Annotated in this window: 13 protein-coding genes; 4 read left to right on the top strand and 9 right to left on the bottom strand. The window is 71.7% G+C overall.

Features of this window, described 5'->3' with window-relative positions:
* Window positions 1-392: 392 nt before the first annotated feature.
* The 7 genes from AC156L_RS05580 to AC156L_RS05550 form a co-directional block, all read right to left on the bottom strand.
* Window positions 393-1,970 (bottom strand): 4-coumarate--CoA ligase family protein, encoded by a 1,578-nt coding sequence (locus AC156L_RS05580; protein WP_330875809.1) that lies wholly within the window; start codon window positions 1,968-1,970, stop codon window positions 393-395.
* Window positions 1,971-2,368: 398 nt separating this feature from the next.
* Window positions 2,369-3,229, bottom strand: a complete 861-nt coding sequence (locus tag AC156L_RS05575) for a DUF4349 domain-containing protein (protein WP_330875808.1) — start codon at window positions 3,227-3,229, stop codon at window positions 2,369-2,371.
* Between the two features lie 80 nt (window positions 3,230-3,309).
* Window positions 3,310-3,789, bottom strand: coding sequence for a type III secretion system chaperone family protein (locus AC156L_RS05570; RefSeq protein ID WP_330875807.1), 480 nt, complete (start codon window positions 3,787-3,789; stop codon window positions 3,310-3,312).
* Entirely contained in the window at window positions 3,786-5,039 is a 1,254-nt protein-coding gene (gene mshA, locus AC156L_RS05565) for a D-inositol-3-phosphate glycosyltransferase (protein ID WP_330875806.1), read from the bottom strand. Before mshA ends, AC156L_RS05570 begins: the two co-directional genes overlap by 4 nt.
* Entirely contained in the window at window positions 5,036-5,806 is a 771-nt protein-coding gene (locus tag AC156L_RS05560; RefSeq protein WP_330875805.1) for an alpha/beta fold hydrolase, read from the bottom strand. Before AC156L_RS05560 ends, mshA begins: the two co-directional genes overlap by 4 nt.
* A 104-nt stretch (window positions 5,807-5,910) precedes the next feature.
* Window positions 5,911-7,116, bottom strand: a complete 1,206-nt coding sequence (locus tag AC156L_RS05555; protein WP_484406647.1) for an IS110 family RNA-guided transposase — start codon at window positions 7,114-7,116, stop codon at window positions 5,911-5,913.
* A 373-nt stretch (window positions 7,117-7,489) separates the two neighbouring features.
* The gene (locus AC156L_RS05550; protein ID WP_330875804.1) at window positions 7,490-8,629 is read right to left on the bottom strand and encodes a L,D-transpeptidase; all 1,140 of its coding nucleotides are present in this window, start codon (window positions 8,627-8,629) and stop codon (window positions 7,490-7,492) included.
* Between the two features lie 183 nt (window positions 8,630-8,812).
* Here AC156L_RS05550 and AC156L_RS05545 point away from each other — a divergent pair, with 183 nt between their 5' ends.
* Window positions 8,813-9,526 carry an SDR family NAD(P)-dependent oxidoreductase gene (locus tag AC156L_RS05545; protein ID WP_330875814.1) on the top strand — a complete coding sequence of 238 codons (714 nt, stop codon included), beginning with the start codon at window positions 8,813-8,815 and terminating at the stop codon, window positions 9,524-9,526.
* A gap of 82 nt (window positions 9,527-9,608) precedes the next feature.
* On the opposite strand, the gene AC156L_RS05540 is transcribed toward AC156L_RS05545, so the two are convergent.
* Both AC156L_RS05540 and AC156L_RS05535 read right to left on the bottom strand, forming a co-directional pair.
* A complete protein-coding gene (locus AC156L_RS05540; protein ID WP_330875803.1) occupies window positions 9,609-10,589 on the bottom strand; it encodes a chymotrypsin family serine protease in 981 nt (326 codons plus the stop codon).
* 92 nt (window positions 10,590-10,681) lie between these two features.
* Window positions 10,682-11,815: a UDP-N-acetylmuramate dehydrogenase gene (locus tag AC156L_RS05535; RefSeq protein ID WP_330875802.1), complete on the bottom strand. Its 1,134-nt coding sequence runs from the start codon at window positions 11,813-11,815 to the stop codon at window positions 10,682-10,684.
* On the opposite strand from AC156L_RS05535, the gene AC156L_RS05530 reads away from it, so the two are divergent.
* From AC156L_RS05530 to AC156L_RS05520, 3 genes are read left to right on the top strand one after another with little or no spacing between them, the layout of a single operon-like run.
* The gene (locus AC156L_RS05530) at window positions 11,802-12,296 is read left to right on the top strand and encodes a DUF2505 domain-containing protein (protein ID WP_330875801.1); all 495 of its coding nucleotides are present in this window, start codon (window positions 11,802-11,804) and stop codon (window positions 12,294-12,296) included. The genes AC156L_RS05535 and AC156L_RS05530 overlap by 14 nt on opposite strands.
* Entirely contained in the window at window positions 12,275-13,093 is an 819-nt protein-coding gene (locus AC156L_RS05525) for a class I SAM-dependent methyltransferase (protein WP_330875800.1), read from the top strand. Before AC156L_RS05530 ends, AC156L_RS05525 begins: the two co-directional genes overlap by 22 nt.
* A 5-nt stretch (window positions 13,094-13,098) precedes the next feature.
* The gene (locus AC156L_RS05520) at window positions 13,099-13,833 is read left to right on the top strand and encodes a maleylpyruvate isomerase family mycothiol-dependent enzyme (protein WP_330875799.1); all 735 of its coding nucleotides are present in this window, start codon (window positions 13,099-13,101) and stop codon (window positions 13,831-13,833) included.
* Window position 13,834: the final 1 nt, after the last annotated feature.

The raw sequence follows: 13,834 nt of genomic DNA, 5'->3' as shown, positions 1-13,834 counted from the left end.
CACACGCGACCGTGCGCTGGGACTGCCCCCTTGACGCGTGTGGTTGCCCTCGTGGAGGTCGACGAGATGGTGCGAGGACCCGGCACCCGCTGGTACGCAAGGCGTCGACGCATCCCCACCATCTCGGAGACCTGCCGCCCGGCGAGGGCACGCCCTGAAACCGGCAAGGCTCCTTCGGGACCACTTCGACGACTCCGAACACCTGGCCAGCAGCCAGATGAGCAGGTCTGGGCAGCCGCGACCGCTTCACGGGTCACGGACAGGCACCCACGATCTTGCCCCGCGCCACCGCCGCCGAAGAGCACGATGACCGGTCAGGTCCGGCGACCACCGCGCACAGCGAAGAGGCCCCCGGCGACGCGCACCGGGGGCCTCGTCAGGACTGAATCAGGTCAGGAACCAGCCTTCTCGCGCGCCCGGAGGTCCTTGCGGAGGATCTTGCCCGCCGCCGACTTCGGGATCGCCTCGATGAACTCCACGACCCGCACCTTCTTGTGCGGCGCCACGCGTTCCGCGACGAAGCTCATCACGCCCGCGTCGTCGAGGTCGTCCGCGCCCGCCTGGCGGACGACGAAGGCCTTCGGCACCTCCTCGCCCTCGGCGTCGATGACGCCGACCACCGCGGCGTCGGCGATCTGCGGGTGGGTCAGCAGCACGGCTTCCAGTTCAGCGGGCGGGACCTGGTAGCCCTTGTACTTGATCAGCTCCTTGACCCTGTCGACGATGGTCACGATGCCGTCCGCGTCGATGACCGCCACGTCGCCCGTGTGCAGGTAGCCGTCCGCGTCCAGGGTGGCCTCGGTGGCCTCCGGGTTGTTCAGGTAGCCCTTCATCACGTTCGGGCCGCGGCACCAGAGTTCGCCGCGTTCGCCCACGCCCACGTCCTCGCCGGTGGCGGGGTCGACGAAGCGGTTCTCCATGTTCGGGTAGATGACGCCGACGGTGCCCACGGAGATGTCGTCGCGACCCTCGGGGATGGCGTGGCTGACCGGGCTCATCTCGGTCATCCCGTAGCCCTGGAGGACCTTGCAGCCCAGGCGCTTGCGGACCGCGGCGGCGAGGTCGACGTCGAGGGGGGCTGCGCCGGAGAAGATGGTGTCGAGGGCGGACAGGTCGAACTGGTCCACCAGGGGGTGCTTGGCGAGGGCCACGGCGACCGGTGGGGCGATGTAGACGCGGTCGGTGCGGTGCTCGGCGATGATGCGCAGGAACTCGGGCAGGTCGAACCTGGGCATGGTGACGACGGTGGCGCCGACGAAGAGGCCGTTGTTCATCAGGACCTGCATGCCGTAGATGTGGAAGAACGGCAGCACGGCGAGGATGCGGGTGTGGCCGCCGATCCTGATGATCGGGTCGCTCTGCACGATGTTGGCGACCAGGTTGCGGTGCGTGAGCATCACGCCCTTGGCCTTGCCGGTGGTGCCCGAGGAGTACGGCAGGACGGCGAGGTCCTCGGCCGGGTCGATCACGACCTCCGGCACGGGACCGGTGCTCGCCAGCAGGTGCGGCAGGGCCGGGTGGCCCTCGGCGCCGTCGAGCACGACCACCTGGTCGGCGGTGAGGCCGACCTGCTGGGCCGCGGGCCACGCGTTGGGCAGCAGCACGGAGACCGTGAAGAGCATCTTGGCGCCCGCGTCGGCCAGCTGGCTGGCGACCTCGCTGGGGGTGTAGAGCGCGTTGATCGTCGTCGCGGTGGCGCCCGCGCGCAGGATGCCGTGGAAGACGACCGCGTAGTACGGCGTGTTCGGGCTGAGGATGCCCACCACGTCGCCCTTGCCGATCCCCCTCTCGGCGAGCGCGGCGGCGACCCTGTCGATCGCGCCGACGAGCTGCGCGTAGGTCATCTCGGCGCCGGACGTGCCATCGATGAGCGCCACCCGTTCGGAGTGCTCCGCGACGTTCGCGAACAGCAACTCGTGCAAGGAGACGTCCGGTACCACGACGTCGGGGAACGGACTGCGGAAGACCATGCGGCTTGCCTCATTCGATCGGCGGTCGGCGCTGATCGCGTCATCGTGAGTCACACCACAGCCGAGGTCAAGGTGTACCGAGACGTTACGTTCTCAGATCAATAACACTCGAATGGAGTAGTCGTTGACCTTGTGGTGCGCCCGCCCGATCTGCGAAGTTGGCAGTGCCTGCGCGGCTCGGCTCCCACGCACTCCACGAGCCGCGCGGGGAACCTCGCGGTTCGCAATCCCCCCGTCGAACCGCGGCCCGCTGGACTTCCGGGCTCCCCCCGCCCGATGTCCGCTTCAGCGGGGAATCAACGCGGGGTGGTCCGAGTTGTGACTCCCCCTCTCTCCCGGACCGCCCCGCGCTTCCCCCGCGCATTGCTCTGAGTAGCTTTTCCCTCAGAAAACGTGACTCAATTGGATGACGTCGCTGGTGTGATCTTCACCGTGCGGCGCCGTCGGCGGAGCACCCAGAGCACTCCGACGGGCACCACGACGATCGCGAACGGCAGCGCGGCACCGATCACCACGAGCAGCACCCGCAGTGCCTCCAGCAGCGCGTGCCAGCCCGATTCCAACGCGCCGAGGAAGCCCAGCTTCTCCTCGGCGACGGCGGGCGCGGCCCCCTGGCGGATCGACACGGTGATCGTCGACTGGGCCACCTGGCCCTTGAGCGAGTCGTACCGCCGTTGGAGCGACTCCAGGTCGGACTGCCTCTTGGTCAGCTCCCCCTCGATGTCGACGATCTCGGCGGTCGTCGCGGCCCGCTCCAGCAGCACCCGGACGCGGTCCACGCTGGCCCGCTGGGTCGCGAGCCTGGCCTCGACGTCCACGACCTGGTCGGTCACGTCCTCGGACTTCGTCTCGCGCCGCGCGACGGTCGTGCCCTCGACCTCACCGAGGCCCTTGAGCACGGCGTCCATCCGGTCCACCGGCACGCGCAGGGTCACCGAGCCCGAACTCGTCGTGGAGTTCTCCTGACCGACGAACCCGCCCTCGCGCGCGACGAGGTCCTTGACCTTGACCAGTGCCCCGCTCACGTCGTCGCCGCGGAGTTCGACCTGCGCGGTCCGCACCAGCTGCCGGTTCGGCGCGGTGGAGTCCGGCTGCTTCGCCTCGGCGTTCGCGGTGCCCGCGCTGTCCTTCGCGGGCGCCTGGCCCTGCGCGGGAGCCGCCGCCATCTCGGCGGACCCGCCCGAGTCGGAACTCCCCGCGGAGCACCCCGCCAGCGCCACCAAGGCCAGTGCCGCCACTGCCAGTACCCGTCTGCTCATCGTGCGTCCCCTCCCGTAGCCCCGTGGTCAGGGAGTAGACGGAGGGAGCCCGGCGGGCAGTTGCGCCCGCCGGATCACGATCAGGCCTCGTTCACCAGGTGCCGGAAGGCCTGGAGGTTCGCCAGCGACTCGCCGCGCGAGACGCGCCAGTCCCACTCGCGCTGGATCGCGCCCGCGAACCCGATCTCCAGCAGCGTGTTGAAGTCGCCGTCCGCGGCCTCCACGACCTGGCCGAGCACGCGGTCCAGCTCGTCCGGCGTCACGGCGTGCAGGCCCATCCGGCCGACCAGGTAGATGTCGCCCCCGGTGTCGACGGTGTAGTGCACGCCGTAGAGCTTGGCGTTGCGGCGCAGCAGGAACCGGTACACGGCCTCGTGCGCCTCGTCGGGCTTGCGGCAGACGAACGCCTCCACCAGCACGGCGTGGCGGCCGACGACGAGCCAGCAGTTGGTCTGGAGCTTCTTGGTGCCCGGCAGGGTCACGAAGAACTTGCCGGGCTCCTCGTGCTCGTAGGCGAGTTCCCGTTCGTCCAAGGTGGACTGGATGACCTCGTCGATCACCGGTGGACCTCCCGCTGGAACGCGTTGCGCGCATCGGAGTACGCGGCCAACAGCGTGTCGGTCGTGCGTTCCCAGGAGAATCGTCGCGCGTGGCCGACCGCGTTGCCCGCCAGCTCCGCGCGACGGCCGGGGTCGAGGGCCACGTGACCGAGCACCCGAGCCCACTCCGCGGGGTCGTGGCCGTTGACCAGGCACCCGGACACGCCGTGCCGCACGGCCACCGGCAGACCGCCGACGGCCGCCGCGACGACGGGCGTCCCGCACGCCTGCGCCTCCAGCGCGACCAGCCCGAACGACTCGTTGTAGCTCGGCACCGCGACCACGTCCGCCGCCCGGTACAGCTCGGCCAGCCCGTCCCCCGCGAGCGGCGGGAGGAACCGCACCACGTCGTCGATCCCCAGTTCCCCGGCGAGCGACTGGAGAGCCCTCGGCTGCTCCAGCCCGCTCCCGGACGGACCGCCGACCACGAGCACCACCAGCCGGGACCGCAGCGCCGGATCGCGCACGAGCAGCTCGGCCGCCGCGCGCAGCAGCACGTCCGGGGCCTTCAACGGCTGGATGCGCCCGACGAACGCCAGCACCACCTGGTCCGGCCGCAGCCCCAGTGCGGCGCGGGCGGCCCCCCGGTCGCCGGGCGTGAACCGCTCCAGATCGACACCGGGCGGGATCGTCAGCACCTTCTCGGGTGCCGCGTCGTACAGCTTCACCAGCTCGGCGGCCTCGACGTCGGTGTTCGCGACGAGCCGGTCGGCCTCCTCGACCACCTGCTCCTCGCCGATCACCCGCATCCGCGGCTCGGGTGCGTCGCCGTCGGCCAGCGCGGCGTTCTTCACCTTGGCCAGCGTGTGCGCGGTGTGCACCAGCGGCACGCCCCACCGTTCGCGGGCGAGCCAGCCGACCTGGCCGGACAGCCAGTAGTGCGAGTGGATGGCGTCGTAGTAGCCGGGCTCGTGCCGGGCCTCGGCCCGCAGCACGCCCGCCGTGAACGCGCAGAGCTGACCGGGCAGCTCCTCCTTGCCGAGCCCTTCGAACGGCCCGGCGACGACGTGCCGCACCTTGATGCCCGGCGCCATCTGCACGACCGGCGCCAACCCGGACGACGTCGCCCTGGTGAAGATCTCCACCTCGACGCCCTGCGCGGCCATCCGGGTGGCGGTCTGCACGATGTAGACGTTCATCCCGCCCGCGTCCCCGGTGCCGGGCTGCTCCAGCGGCGACGTGTGCACGGAGAGCACCGCGACCCGCTTCACCGAGCCACCTTCCCCACAGCGGCGGCGAACTCGAAGGGCCGCTCCAGGAACGGCAGGTGACCGGTGTCGGGCAGCAGCACCAACTCGGCTCCGGGGATCGTCGCGGCGGTGTACCGGGCGGCCGAGGGCGAGACCACCTCGTCGTCGAGGCCGTGCACCACCACGGCGGGCACGTCCACCGCGGCCAGCACGGCACCGCTCTCCACGTCCCTGGCGAACAACTCGCCCCGCACCCTCGGGGAAACCCCCAGGGCCGCCGCCGTGAGCTCACCGACGACCTCGGACGGCAAGCGCGGCGCCATCCGCGCGCAGAACCGGGCCAACGCCTCGTCATCGGTCAGCGCGGCGGGCAACGCGTCCCGCATCACCGCCCCGACGGCACCACCGGCCCGCCCACGCCCGATCTCGGTGATCGCCCCCACGAAGACCAGCCCGACAACACCGGCGGTGCCGTGGGCCCGCAGGTAGTCGACGACCACCAACCCCCCGTACGACCACCCGACCACCGTCGCGGGCCGCCCGACGTGCGCCAACACGGCGGCCAGGTCCTCAGCCCACACGGCCGACTCGCGGTACCCGTCGACGGGCGCGTCGGACCCGCCGTGCCCACGCAGGTCGACGGCGAAGGTCCGAAAGCCGTCGAGCCCGGCCCAGGCAGCGCCGGACTGGGCCCACCCGTGCACCAGCACCACAGCCGGACCGTCGACCGGACCCGCTTCGTGGACGGCCAGCCGAACACCACCGGGGGCGAGGAGAGTTCTCTGCACGACTGGACCAACACCGGATCCGGTCGAACACTTCCCACCGCCCCGCGGAAGAACCACTACCCCGTCCCACCAAGTGGACGAGGGGGGGTGTCCCTATGTGGTTGTCAAGCCGCGGCGGGGGCGGGAACAGGTTCGGGATGCCGGTAGTGGGTGCGGTTGCGCAGCATCGCGTAGAGCACATCGCAGCGGCGTCGGGCCAGGCAGATCAGGGCGGCGTTGTGCTTCTTGCCCTCGGCTCTCTTCCGGTCGTAGTAGGCGCGGCTGGTCGGGTCGTGCAGGGCGGCGAACGCGGCCAGGAAGAACGCCCGTTTCAGCTTGCGATTACCGGTCCGAGCCGGATGCTCGCCCTTGACGCTGGTGCCGGAGCTGCGGGTGACCGGGGCGATCCCGGCATAGGCGGCCAGGTGCCCGGAGGAAGCGAATCCGGAGGCGTCGCCGATCTCCAGCAGGATGCGGGCGGCGGTCCTGACCCCGATGCCGGGCATCGAGATCAGGACCCCGGCAAGAGGGTGCGCATCAAGGATCCCCTCGACCTCGCCGGCGATCTGCTTTCTCTGTTGGAGCACGGTTTTCAAGCTGTCCGCGAGCCGAGGCAGAACAGTGTCGGCCGCAGTCGTGCCGGGAACGGTCACGGTCTGTTCGTCCAGCGCCGTCATGATCGAATCGACGAGCCTGTCACCCATGCGAGGTGCGTGCGCGGTCGCGATCGAGACCAGCTTGCGTCGGCCGGCCTTGGCGATGCCGGCCGGGCCACCGCAGCGGGACAGGATCTCCAGCACCGCCGGGTGGCTGACCCGAGGGCCGATCGCGCGTTCCAGGGCGGGGTGGATACCGGTGAGCAGGCCACGGATCCGGTTGGACAGTCGGGTGGCCTCACCGGCCAGGTCGTCGTCGAACCCGACCAGCACGTCCAGTTCGGCCAGGGCGTCGTCACCGACGTCGACCGGCCGCAGGGTGTGCGGCAACGATCGGGCCGCGTCGGCGATGACAAACGCGTCGCGGGCATCGGTTTTGGCTCGTCCGGGGTAGAGGTCGGCGATACGGCGCATGGCCAGGCCTGGCAGGTAGGCGACCCGGTGGTCGGCTGCGCGGGCCACCGCGACCGGCAACGCCCCGATCGTGGCCGGTTGATCGACCACGACCAGCAGCGGCCCGTGCGCGGCGAGCTTGTCCAGCAGCGCCCGCAGCTTGGATTCGGTGTTGGGCAGTGGTCCGTCGTGCAGTCGCTTGCCGGTCGGGTTCAGGGCGACGGCGTGGTGGGCATCCTTGCCGACGTCCAGGCCGAGGAAAACCCCGTAATCGCTGGTCATCCGTTATACCGTTCGTTCGTCGCGGGTGATCGCGGTGGGGCATCGACGGCCGGCACCCACGTTACGACGAGACCTACCCCAGGGGTGGCCGTGTCCCTATTCAGCGGTCCGACGATGCCACCAGGTCCGGTGACACCACCCCCCGGATCATGGGTTCGACTGGGGGCGTCAGTCATGCCGGACCTGGCGACCACGACTCCTTCTCAGGAGCTACGAAAACGGTAACGGGGGGGGGGGAAAACCACGCCCCACCACGACCGCGCCACACCGGCCCCCGGCCCGAACCCGCCCGCACCGCAACCGGGCGCACCGGCCCCCGGCCCGATCCGAGCAGCACTTCCCCCCGGCCACCCCGACCGGGGTGGGCCGCCCACTAGATGGCCGACATCGTCTGCCACTGGGCCCAGGGGATCTGCCAGTCGTACCAGTCGTACTTGGCGGGCAGGGTGGTGATCGACCCGACCACCTCCACGGGGTCCCCGATCATCGCCGTGTCGTAGTAGGCCTTCGCATCGGCCTCCAGCAGGTTGGCGCAACCGTGGGAGGTGTTGTTGCTCCCGATGTTCGCGGCGTTGTCGTTGTTCTCGTGGATGAACTCACCGTGGTTCGAGAACCGCACGGCCCACTTCTTCAGCACGTTCGTGTACCCGTACTGCGGGTTGTCGAAGCTCCACTGCTCGTCCTTCTGCATCACCACGAACGTCCCGTTGGGCGTGGTCAGCTCAGGATCGGCGTCCCGGCCGAAACTGGCCGGGTAGGTCGCCACGGTCTGCCCGTCCCGCTGCACCACCAGCTGGTGCGTGGGCGTGTCGATCTTCACGACCTGGTTCCGGCCGATGGAGAAGTCACTGGTCACGTCCGCCGCACCGTAGGCACCGCCGCCGTAGGCGACACCGTAGAGCTTCGCCTCCACGTGCACCTTGGTGTTCGCGGGCCAGTAGGCCTCGGGCCGGTAGTGCACCTCTTGATCGCCCAACCAGGCCCAGGCGCCCTTGACGCCCTTGTCGTTCGTGACCGTCAGGGCCTTCTGCACGGCCGCCCGGTCGGTGATCGGCGCGTCGAACTTCACCATGATCGGAACGGCGACACCGACCTGCTGGTCGTCGACGGGGAAGAGCGTCCCGCGGACCTGGGCGGCGGGGGCGACGGTGGTGAACGCCCCCTCCAGCTCGACCTTCTTGCCGTCGGTGCCGGTCGCCCTGCCGCTGTAGGTGTAGGCCTTCCCGTACCCGAGCGGCTCGGTCGTGGCCCACGACTTCTTGTCGTCCGCGAGCTTCCCCGCGACGGGGGCGCCCTCGGGGTTGGACACGGCGACCTCGTCGATCGTCCCGTCGGACACGGTGACGTTCACCGGGACGTTCACCGGGACGTCCTTCGCGTCGACGGCGGGCACCGCGGTGAACTTCGCGATCGAGGGCGACTCGGGCGACCCGGCGCCTTCCCGGCTCGGCTTGCCCGCCTCCGTGCTGGAGCAGCCCGCCAGCAGGGCCGCGCCCAGCAGCAACGCGGTCACGGCTCGAAGCTTCGTCCGCACGATCGACCTCCAGAGCCCTCGCTGTTCGTGTTCCCCCACTAGTCAAGGACGTCCCGACGGCGTCCACGTGCCCAACGATCGGGAGTGATGCTCGTCATAGGCGCTGCGCCGGTCGGACCAGCACGGCACGATCGCACCGTGACAAACGACCGTCGAACCGCCGTGGTGACCGGAGCGAGCGCCGGCATCGGGGAAGCGACCGCCCGCAAGCTCGCGGCACAGGGGTTCCACGTGGTGCTCGGAGCCCGCCGACTCGATCTCCTCCAGGGTATCGCGGATGAGCTGGGCGGCACGGCCGTCGAGCTTGACGTGACGGACGCCGACTCCGTCGCCGCCTTCCTCGACCGCGTGCCCGAAGCGAACGTGCTGGTCAACAACGCGGGCGGCGCTCGCGGCATGGCCGGCGTGATCGACTACCCCGAGGACGACTACCGCTGGATGTGGGAGACGAACGTCCTCGGCACCCTCCGGATGACCAAGGGCCTGCTGCCCAAGCTGATCGCCTCCGGCGACGGCCACGTGGTGACCGTCACCTCGATCGCCGCGTTCGAGGTCTACGACAACGGCTCCGGCTACACCTCGGCCAAGCACGCCCAGGCGGCCCTGCACCGGAGCCTCCGCGGCGAGCTGCTGGGCAGGCCGGTCCGGTTCACCGAGATCCTGCCGGGCATGGTCGAGACCGACTTCTCCGTGCTCCGCTTCAAGGGCGACACCGAGCGCGCGGCGGGCGTCTACCAGGGCATGACCCCGCTCACCGCGGACGACGTGGCCGACACGATCGCCTTCGCCGTGACCCGCCCGTCGCACGTGAACCTGGACCAGATCGTCCTGCGCCCGAGGGACCAGGCGAGCGCGACGCGGGTGCACCGCGCCTGATGGTCGCTGCTCCGCGGGCTCCGGCTCGGCCGCCCCCTAGTCGGCAGGCCGGTCTCGCGACCAGGGCAGGTCCACGTCCGAACTAGAACAGCAGGTCGACGTCCAACTGGTCCAGCACGTGGTCGATCGGGTTGGCGAAGCCGATCGAGCCGCTCGGGTTGCCCGCGCAGTAGAGGCCGACGACGTGGTTGGTGTCGTCGAGCAGGACCGCGCCGGAGTCGCCGTGGTCGGCGAAGCGGTGACCGGGCGCGGCCTGCACGCGCACCTGGTCGCGGAGGGTGCGGACGCCGAGGTCGTTGCCGAAGTCGAGCGACACGGAGGCGTCCGTGGACGCCACCACTGCGCCGGTGAGGCCGGTCGTGCGCCCGCGCTTGCGGACGGCCGTGCCGACGACGGCCGCGGCCCGGCCGCGCACCGGCCCCAGGCCGACGACCTCGGCCCGGCAGTCGAGGTGGCTGCTGAGCAGCAGGGTGGCGCCGTCGACCGAACCGGACAGGGCGGCGCGGGCCAGCGTGCCGATGCGGTCGTCCCACGGGTGGCCGCCGTCGACCACGCTCGGGTGCGCCATCAGGTCGCCGACGGCCCACGCGTCGTCCACGCACGCGACGTGGAACGAGGTCAGGGCCATCACCCTGGGCGTCGTCGCGCGGGGCGTCACGAGCGCGCCGAGGGTGCCGACGACCGAGTAGTCACCGGGCACGGCGACGTCCGGCGGCACGAACCGGATCGACCGGCACGGGCCGACGCCGATGCCGCCCACCAGGCACTGGTGGCGCTCGGCGCCGTGGACGCCGTCCGACGACGCCAGCGCGCGGTGCGGCACGAACGAGTCCTCGACCACGTCGGTGGGCACGCCGCTGTACTGGACCGGGATGGCGTAGCGCTGGCTGTGGTGCTTCAGCCCGACGTAGACCACGATCGCCGCGCGCCCGGTCGGCTTGCCGCCGGTGGTCTTCTCGCCGATGTCGACGCCGACCACACCCGGTCGGGCCAGCAGTTCGTCCTCGACGCGTCTTTTGATCGGCCGGATCGCCGCACGCACGTGCTCGCCCAGGTAGGCCATGTCGACCTCCGTGAAGTGCTCACCTCAATGAAACACGCGTGGTGAGGATCTGGTCACGCAAGGTCACCCGTTCGGCCGTCGGCAGGAGAGCGCTAGAACTCGCAGCCCACCAGCACCGGCTCCGGGTGCAGTTCGACGCCGAAGGCCACCCGGACGCCGTCGCGCACCTCCCTGGCGAGTTCCAGCAGGTCCTCGGTGGTGGCGTTCCCGCGGTTGGTCAGCGCGAGCGTGTGCTTGGTGGACAGGCCGACCCGGCCGCCGGGGCCCGCGTAGCCCTTGCCGAACCCGGCCCGCTCGATCAGCCACGCGGCCGACAGCTTCGAGTAGCCCGCCCCGGCCGGGTAGACCGGCACGTCGACGTGCGGACCCATCCGCTCGGCGATCCTGATCAGGGCACCGGCCAGCGTCGAGTCGTCGACCAGCGGGTTCGTGAAGAACGAGCCCGCGCTCCACGTGTCGTGGTCGGCGGGGTCGAGCACCATGCCCTTGCCGCGCCGCAGCTCCAGGACGGCCTGGCGGGCCGCGTCGACCGGCACCCGGTCACCCTGCGCGACCCCGAGGACCCGCGCCAGCTCGGCGTACCGGATCGGCGCCGACAGACCGCCCGCGGTGAGCGCGAACCGGGCGCGCAGCACGACCGCGCGGTCCGTGCCCTTCAGCACGCTCGTGCGGTACGCGAGGCCCAGCGAGTCGGCGGAGCGGTGGTGGACGCTCCCGTCGCGCTTGCGGTCCATCAGGTCGACCGAGGTCAGCACCTGGGCGATCTCGACGCCGTACGCCCCGACGTTCTGCACCGGGGTGGCACCCGCCTGACCGGGAATTCCGGACAGGCACTCCAGCCCGCCGAGACCCTGCGCGACGGCGTCGGCGACGACGTCGTCCCAGTTCTCGCCCGCCTCGACGGTGAACTGCACCAGACCGTCGCCCAGCGGGTCGGCGCGGCGGCCGGTCGTGGCCACCTGCACCGCGGTGCCCGCGAAGCCCGCGTCGGCGACGACGAGGTTCGAGCCGCCGCCGAGCAGCAGCAGCGGCTCACCGGCGGCGTCGGCCGCGCGCACGGCTTCCACGAGGTCGGCGGCGGTGGTGGCCTGCGAGAACGTCGTGGCCGGGCCACCGAGCCGCAACGTGGTGCGCTCGGCGAGCGGCACAGCGGTGCGCGCCTGGGCACTGGACAGCGGGGTGGTCACAACCGTCAACGGTAACCTCCGCGCCATGGCACGCCGCATCGAGCACCACACCACGTCCACGTGGCCCGTGCAGGACGTCTTCCGGGCGCTGGTCGACGAAACGCACCTGCGCGACCGGCTCGCCGTCCTCGGCGGCACCGACGCGCGGCTCGTGTCGTTCAGCTCCGCGGGCGGGAAGACGTCGTACCAGCTCAAGCAGGGCGTGCCCGCCGAACACCTGCCGTCGGTGGCCAAGAGCCTGCTCGGCGGCGACCTGGTGATCCACCGGGCCGAGGTGTGGACCGAGGCGGGCACGACCGGCACGGTCGAGGTGACGCTGAACGGCGTGCCCGGCAGGCTGGACGGCACGATCGTGCTCGCGGAGGACGCGGGCGGCAGCAGGACGACGCTCACCGGCCAGGTCAAGGTCAGCATCCCGCTCATGGGCGGGAAGCTGGAGGCGATGATCGCCGAACAGGTCGCCGCGCTGCTCGACAAGGAAAACGAGTTCACCACCGAATGGCTCGCAAACCGCGGCTAGCCGCAGGCCGGGCGCGCACGCTCGGCCTCCCCACCAGGGGCACCACCAACCCGAACCGGCTGCGGCGGGTCGACCGCTGGATGGTCGGCACGCCGCTGGTCGTCGACGCCCTGACCGCCGCGCCCGACCCGCTCGTGGTCGACCTCGGCTACGGCGCCACCCCCGTGACCACGGTCGAGATGGCAGCGCGGCTGCGGGCCGTGCGCGCCGACGTGCGGGTGCTCGGCCTCGAACTGGACGCCGACCGCGTCGCCGCCGGGGAGGCCGCGGCCGACCCGCCGCGGCTGGAGTTCCGGCGCGGCGGGTTCGAGCTGGCCGGACGGCGACCGGTGCTGCTGCGCGCGTTCAACGTGCTGCGCCAGTACACCGAGGAGCAGGCGAACGAGGCGTGGACGACGATGCTCGGCCGCCTCGCGCCGGGCGGGCTGCTGGTCGAGGGCACGTGCGACGAGATCGGCAGGCGCTGCTCGTGGGTCGCGCTGAACGCCGACGGGCCGCTGACGTTCACGCTCGCCTGCCTGCCCGCCGACCTGGAGACCCCCGGCGACCTCGCCGAGCGGCTGCCCAAGTCGCTGATCCACCGCAACGTCGACGGCGAGCGGGTGCACCGGCTGCTGGCCGAGCTGGACGCGTGCTGGGCGACCGCGGCCCCGTTCGCCCCGTTCGGCCCCCGCGCCCGCTGGGTCGAGGCCGTGCGGCTGCTGGCCGCGCGCGGCTGGCCGGTGCTCGACACCCGGAAGCGCTGGCGGCTCGGGGAGATCACGCTGCCGTGGGACGCGGTCAGCCCCCTAAGGTGATCGGGGTGGAGCACCGCGAGTTCGTCGACCACTACACCGCCCAAGCCCGTGCCCTGCGCGCGGCGGCCGTGGAGGCCGGGCCGTCGGCCCCGGTCGACACCTGTCCCCTGTGGACCGTCCACGACCTCGTCCGGCACATCGCGGGCGTGAACGCGTGGGCGTTGGCCGCGCTGCGGTCCGAGTCCGTCGACCAGCGGCCCGAGTGGCCCGGCGCGCCGGACGAGTGGGACGGCCTGCTGACCTGGTGGGACGAGCGGGTCGTGGAGCTGGCCGACGAGCTGCGCGCCACCGACCCGGCCACGCCGCGGTGGACGCTCGTCGGCGCCGGGACGGCGGGCTCCTGGGCCCGCAGGCAGGCGCACGAGACGGCGATCCACCGGCTGGACGCGGAACACGCGCGGTCGGGTGCCGACGTGCCGCCGCTGCTGTTCACGCCGGAGTTCGCCGCCGACGGGGTCGACGAGTTCCTGACCCGGATGACGGTCATCGCCGCCCGCCGCAGGCCGGTGGAGCGCGCGGGCGTCCTCGTGCTGCACGCCGCCGACGCGGGCCGGGCCTGGGAGGTGCGGCTCACGCCGGGCGAGGCACCCGCCGTCGGCCCGGTCACCGGCTCCGGCACGGACGCCGACGCGACCGTCGCGGGAACGGCCGACTCGCTGTTCCGCGCGGTGTGGGGCAGGCCGAGCGGCGCGGTCGTGACGGGCGACACCGCACTCCTGGACGCACTGCCCAGGGTGTGAT

It is taken from the genome of Umezawaea sp. (genome assembly GCF_057122925.1).
This window is presented reverse-complemented; position numbering and strand designations above follow the sequence as displayed.

Bases quoted from the DNA above. Each gene is read 5' to 3' on its own strand.
- AC156L_RS05580 (WP_330875809.1), bottom strand. From the start codon at position 1,970: ATGGTCTTCCGCAGTCCGTTCCCCGACGTCGTGGTACCGGACGTCTCC.
- AC156L_RS05575 (WP_330875808.1), bottom strand. From the start codon at position 3,229: ATGAGCAGACGGGTACTGGCAGTGGCGGCACTGGCCTTGGTGGCGCTG.
- AC156L_RS05555 (WP_484406647.1), bottom strand. From the start codon at position 7,116: ATGACCAGCGATTACGGGGTTTTCCTCGGCCTGGACGTCGGCAAGGAT.
- AC156L_RS05540 (WP_330875803.1), bottom strand. From the start codon at position 10,589: ATGGCCTACCTGGGCGAGCACGTGCGTGCGGCGATCCGGCCGATCAAA.
- AC156L_RS05530 (WP_330875801.1), top strand. From the start codon at position 11,802: ATGGCACGCCGCATCGAGCACCACACCACGTCCACGTGGCCCGTGCAG.
- AC156L_RS05535 (WP_330875802.1), bottom strand. From the start codon at position 11,815: ATGCGGCGTGCCATGGCGCGGAGGTTACCGTTGACGGTTGTGACCACC.
- AC156L_RS05525 (WP_330875800.1), top strand. From the start codon at position 12,275: ATGGCTCGCAAACCGCGGCTAGCCGCAGGCCGGGCGCGCACGCTCGGC.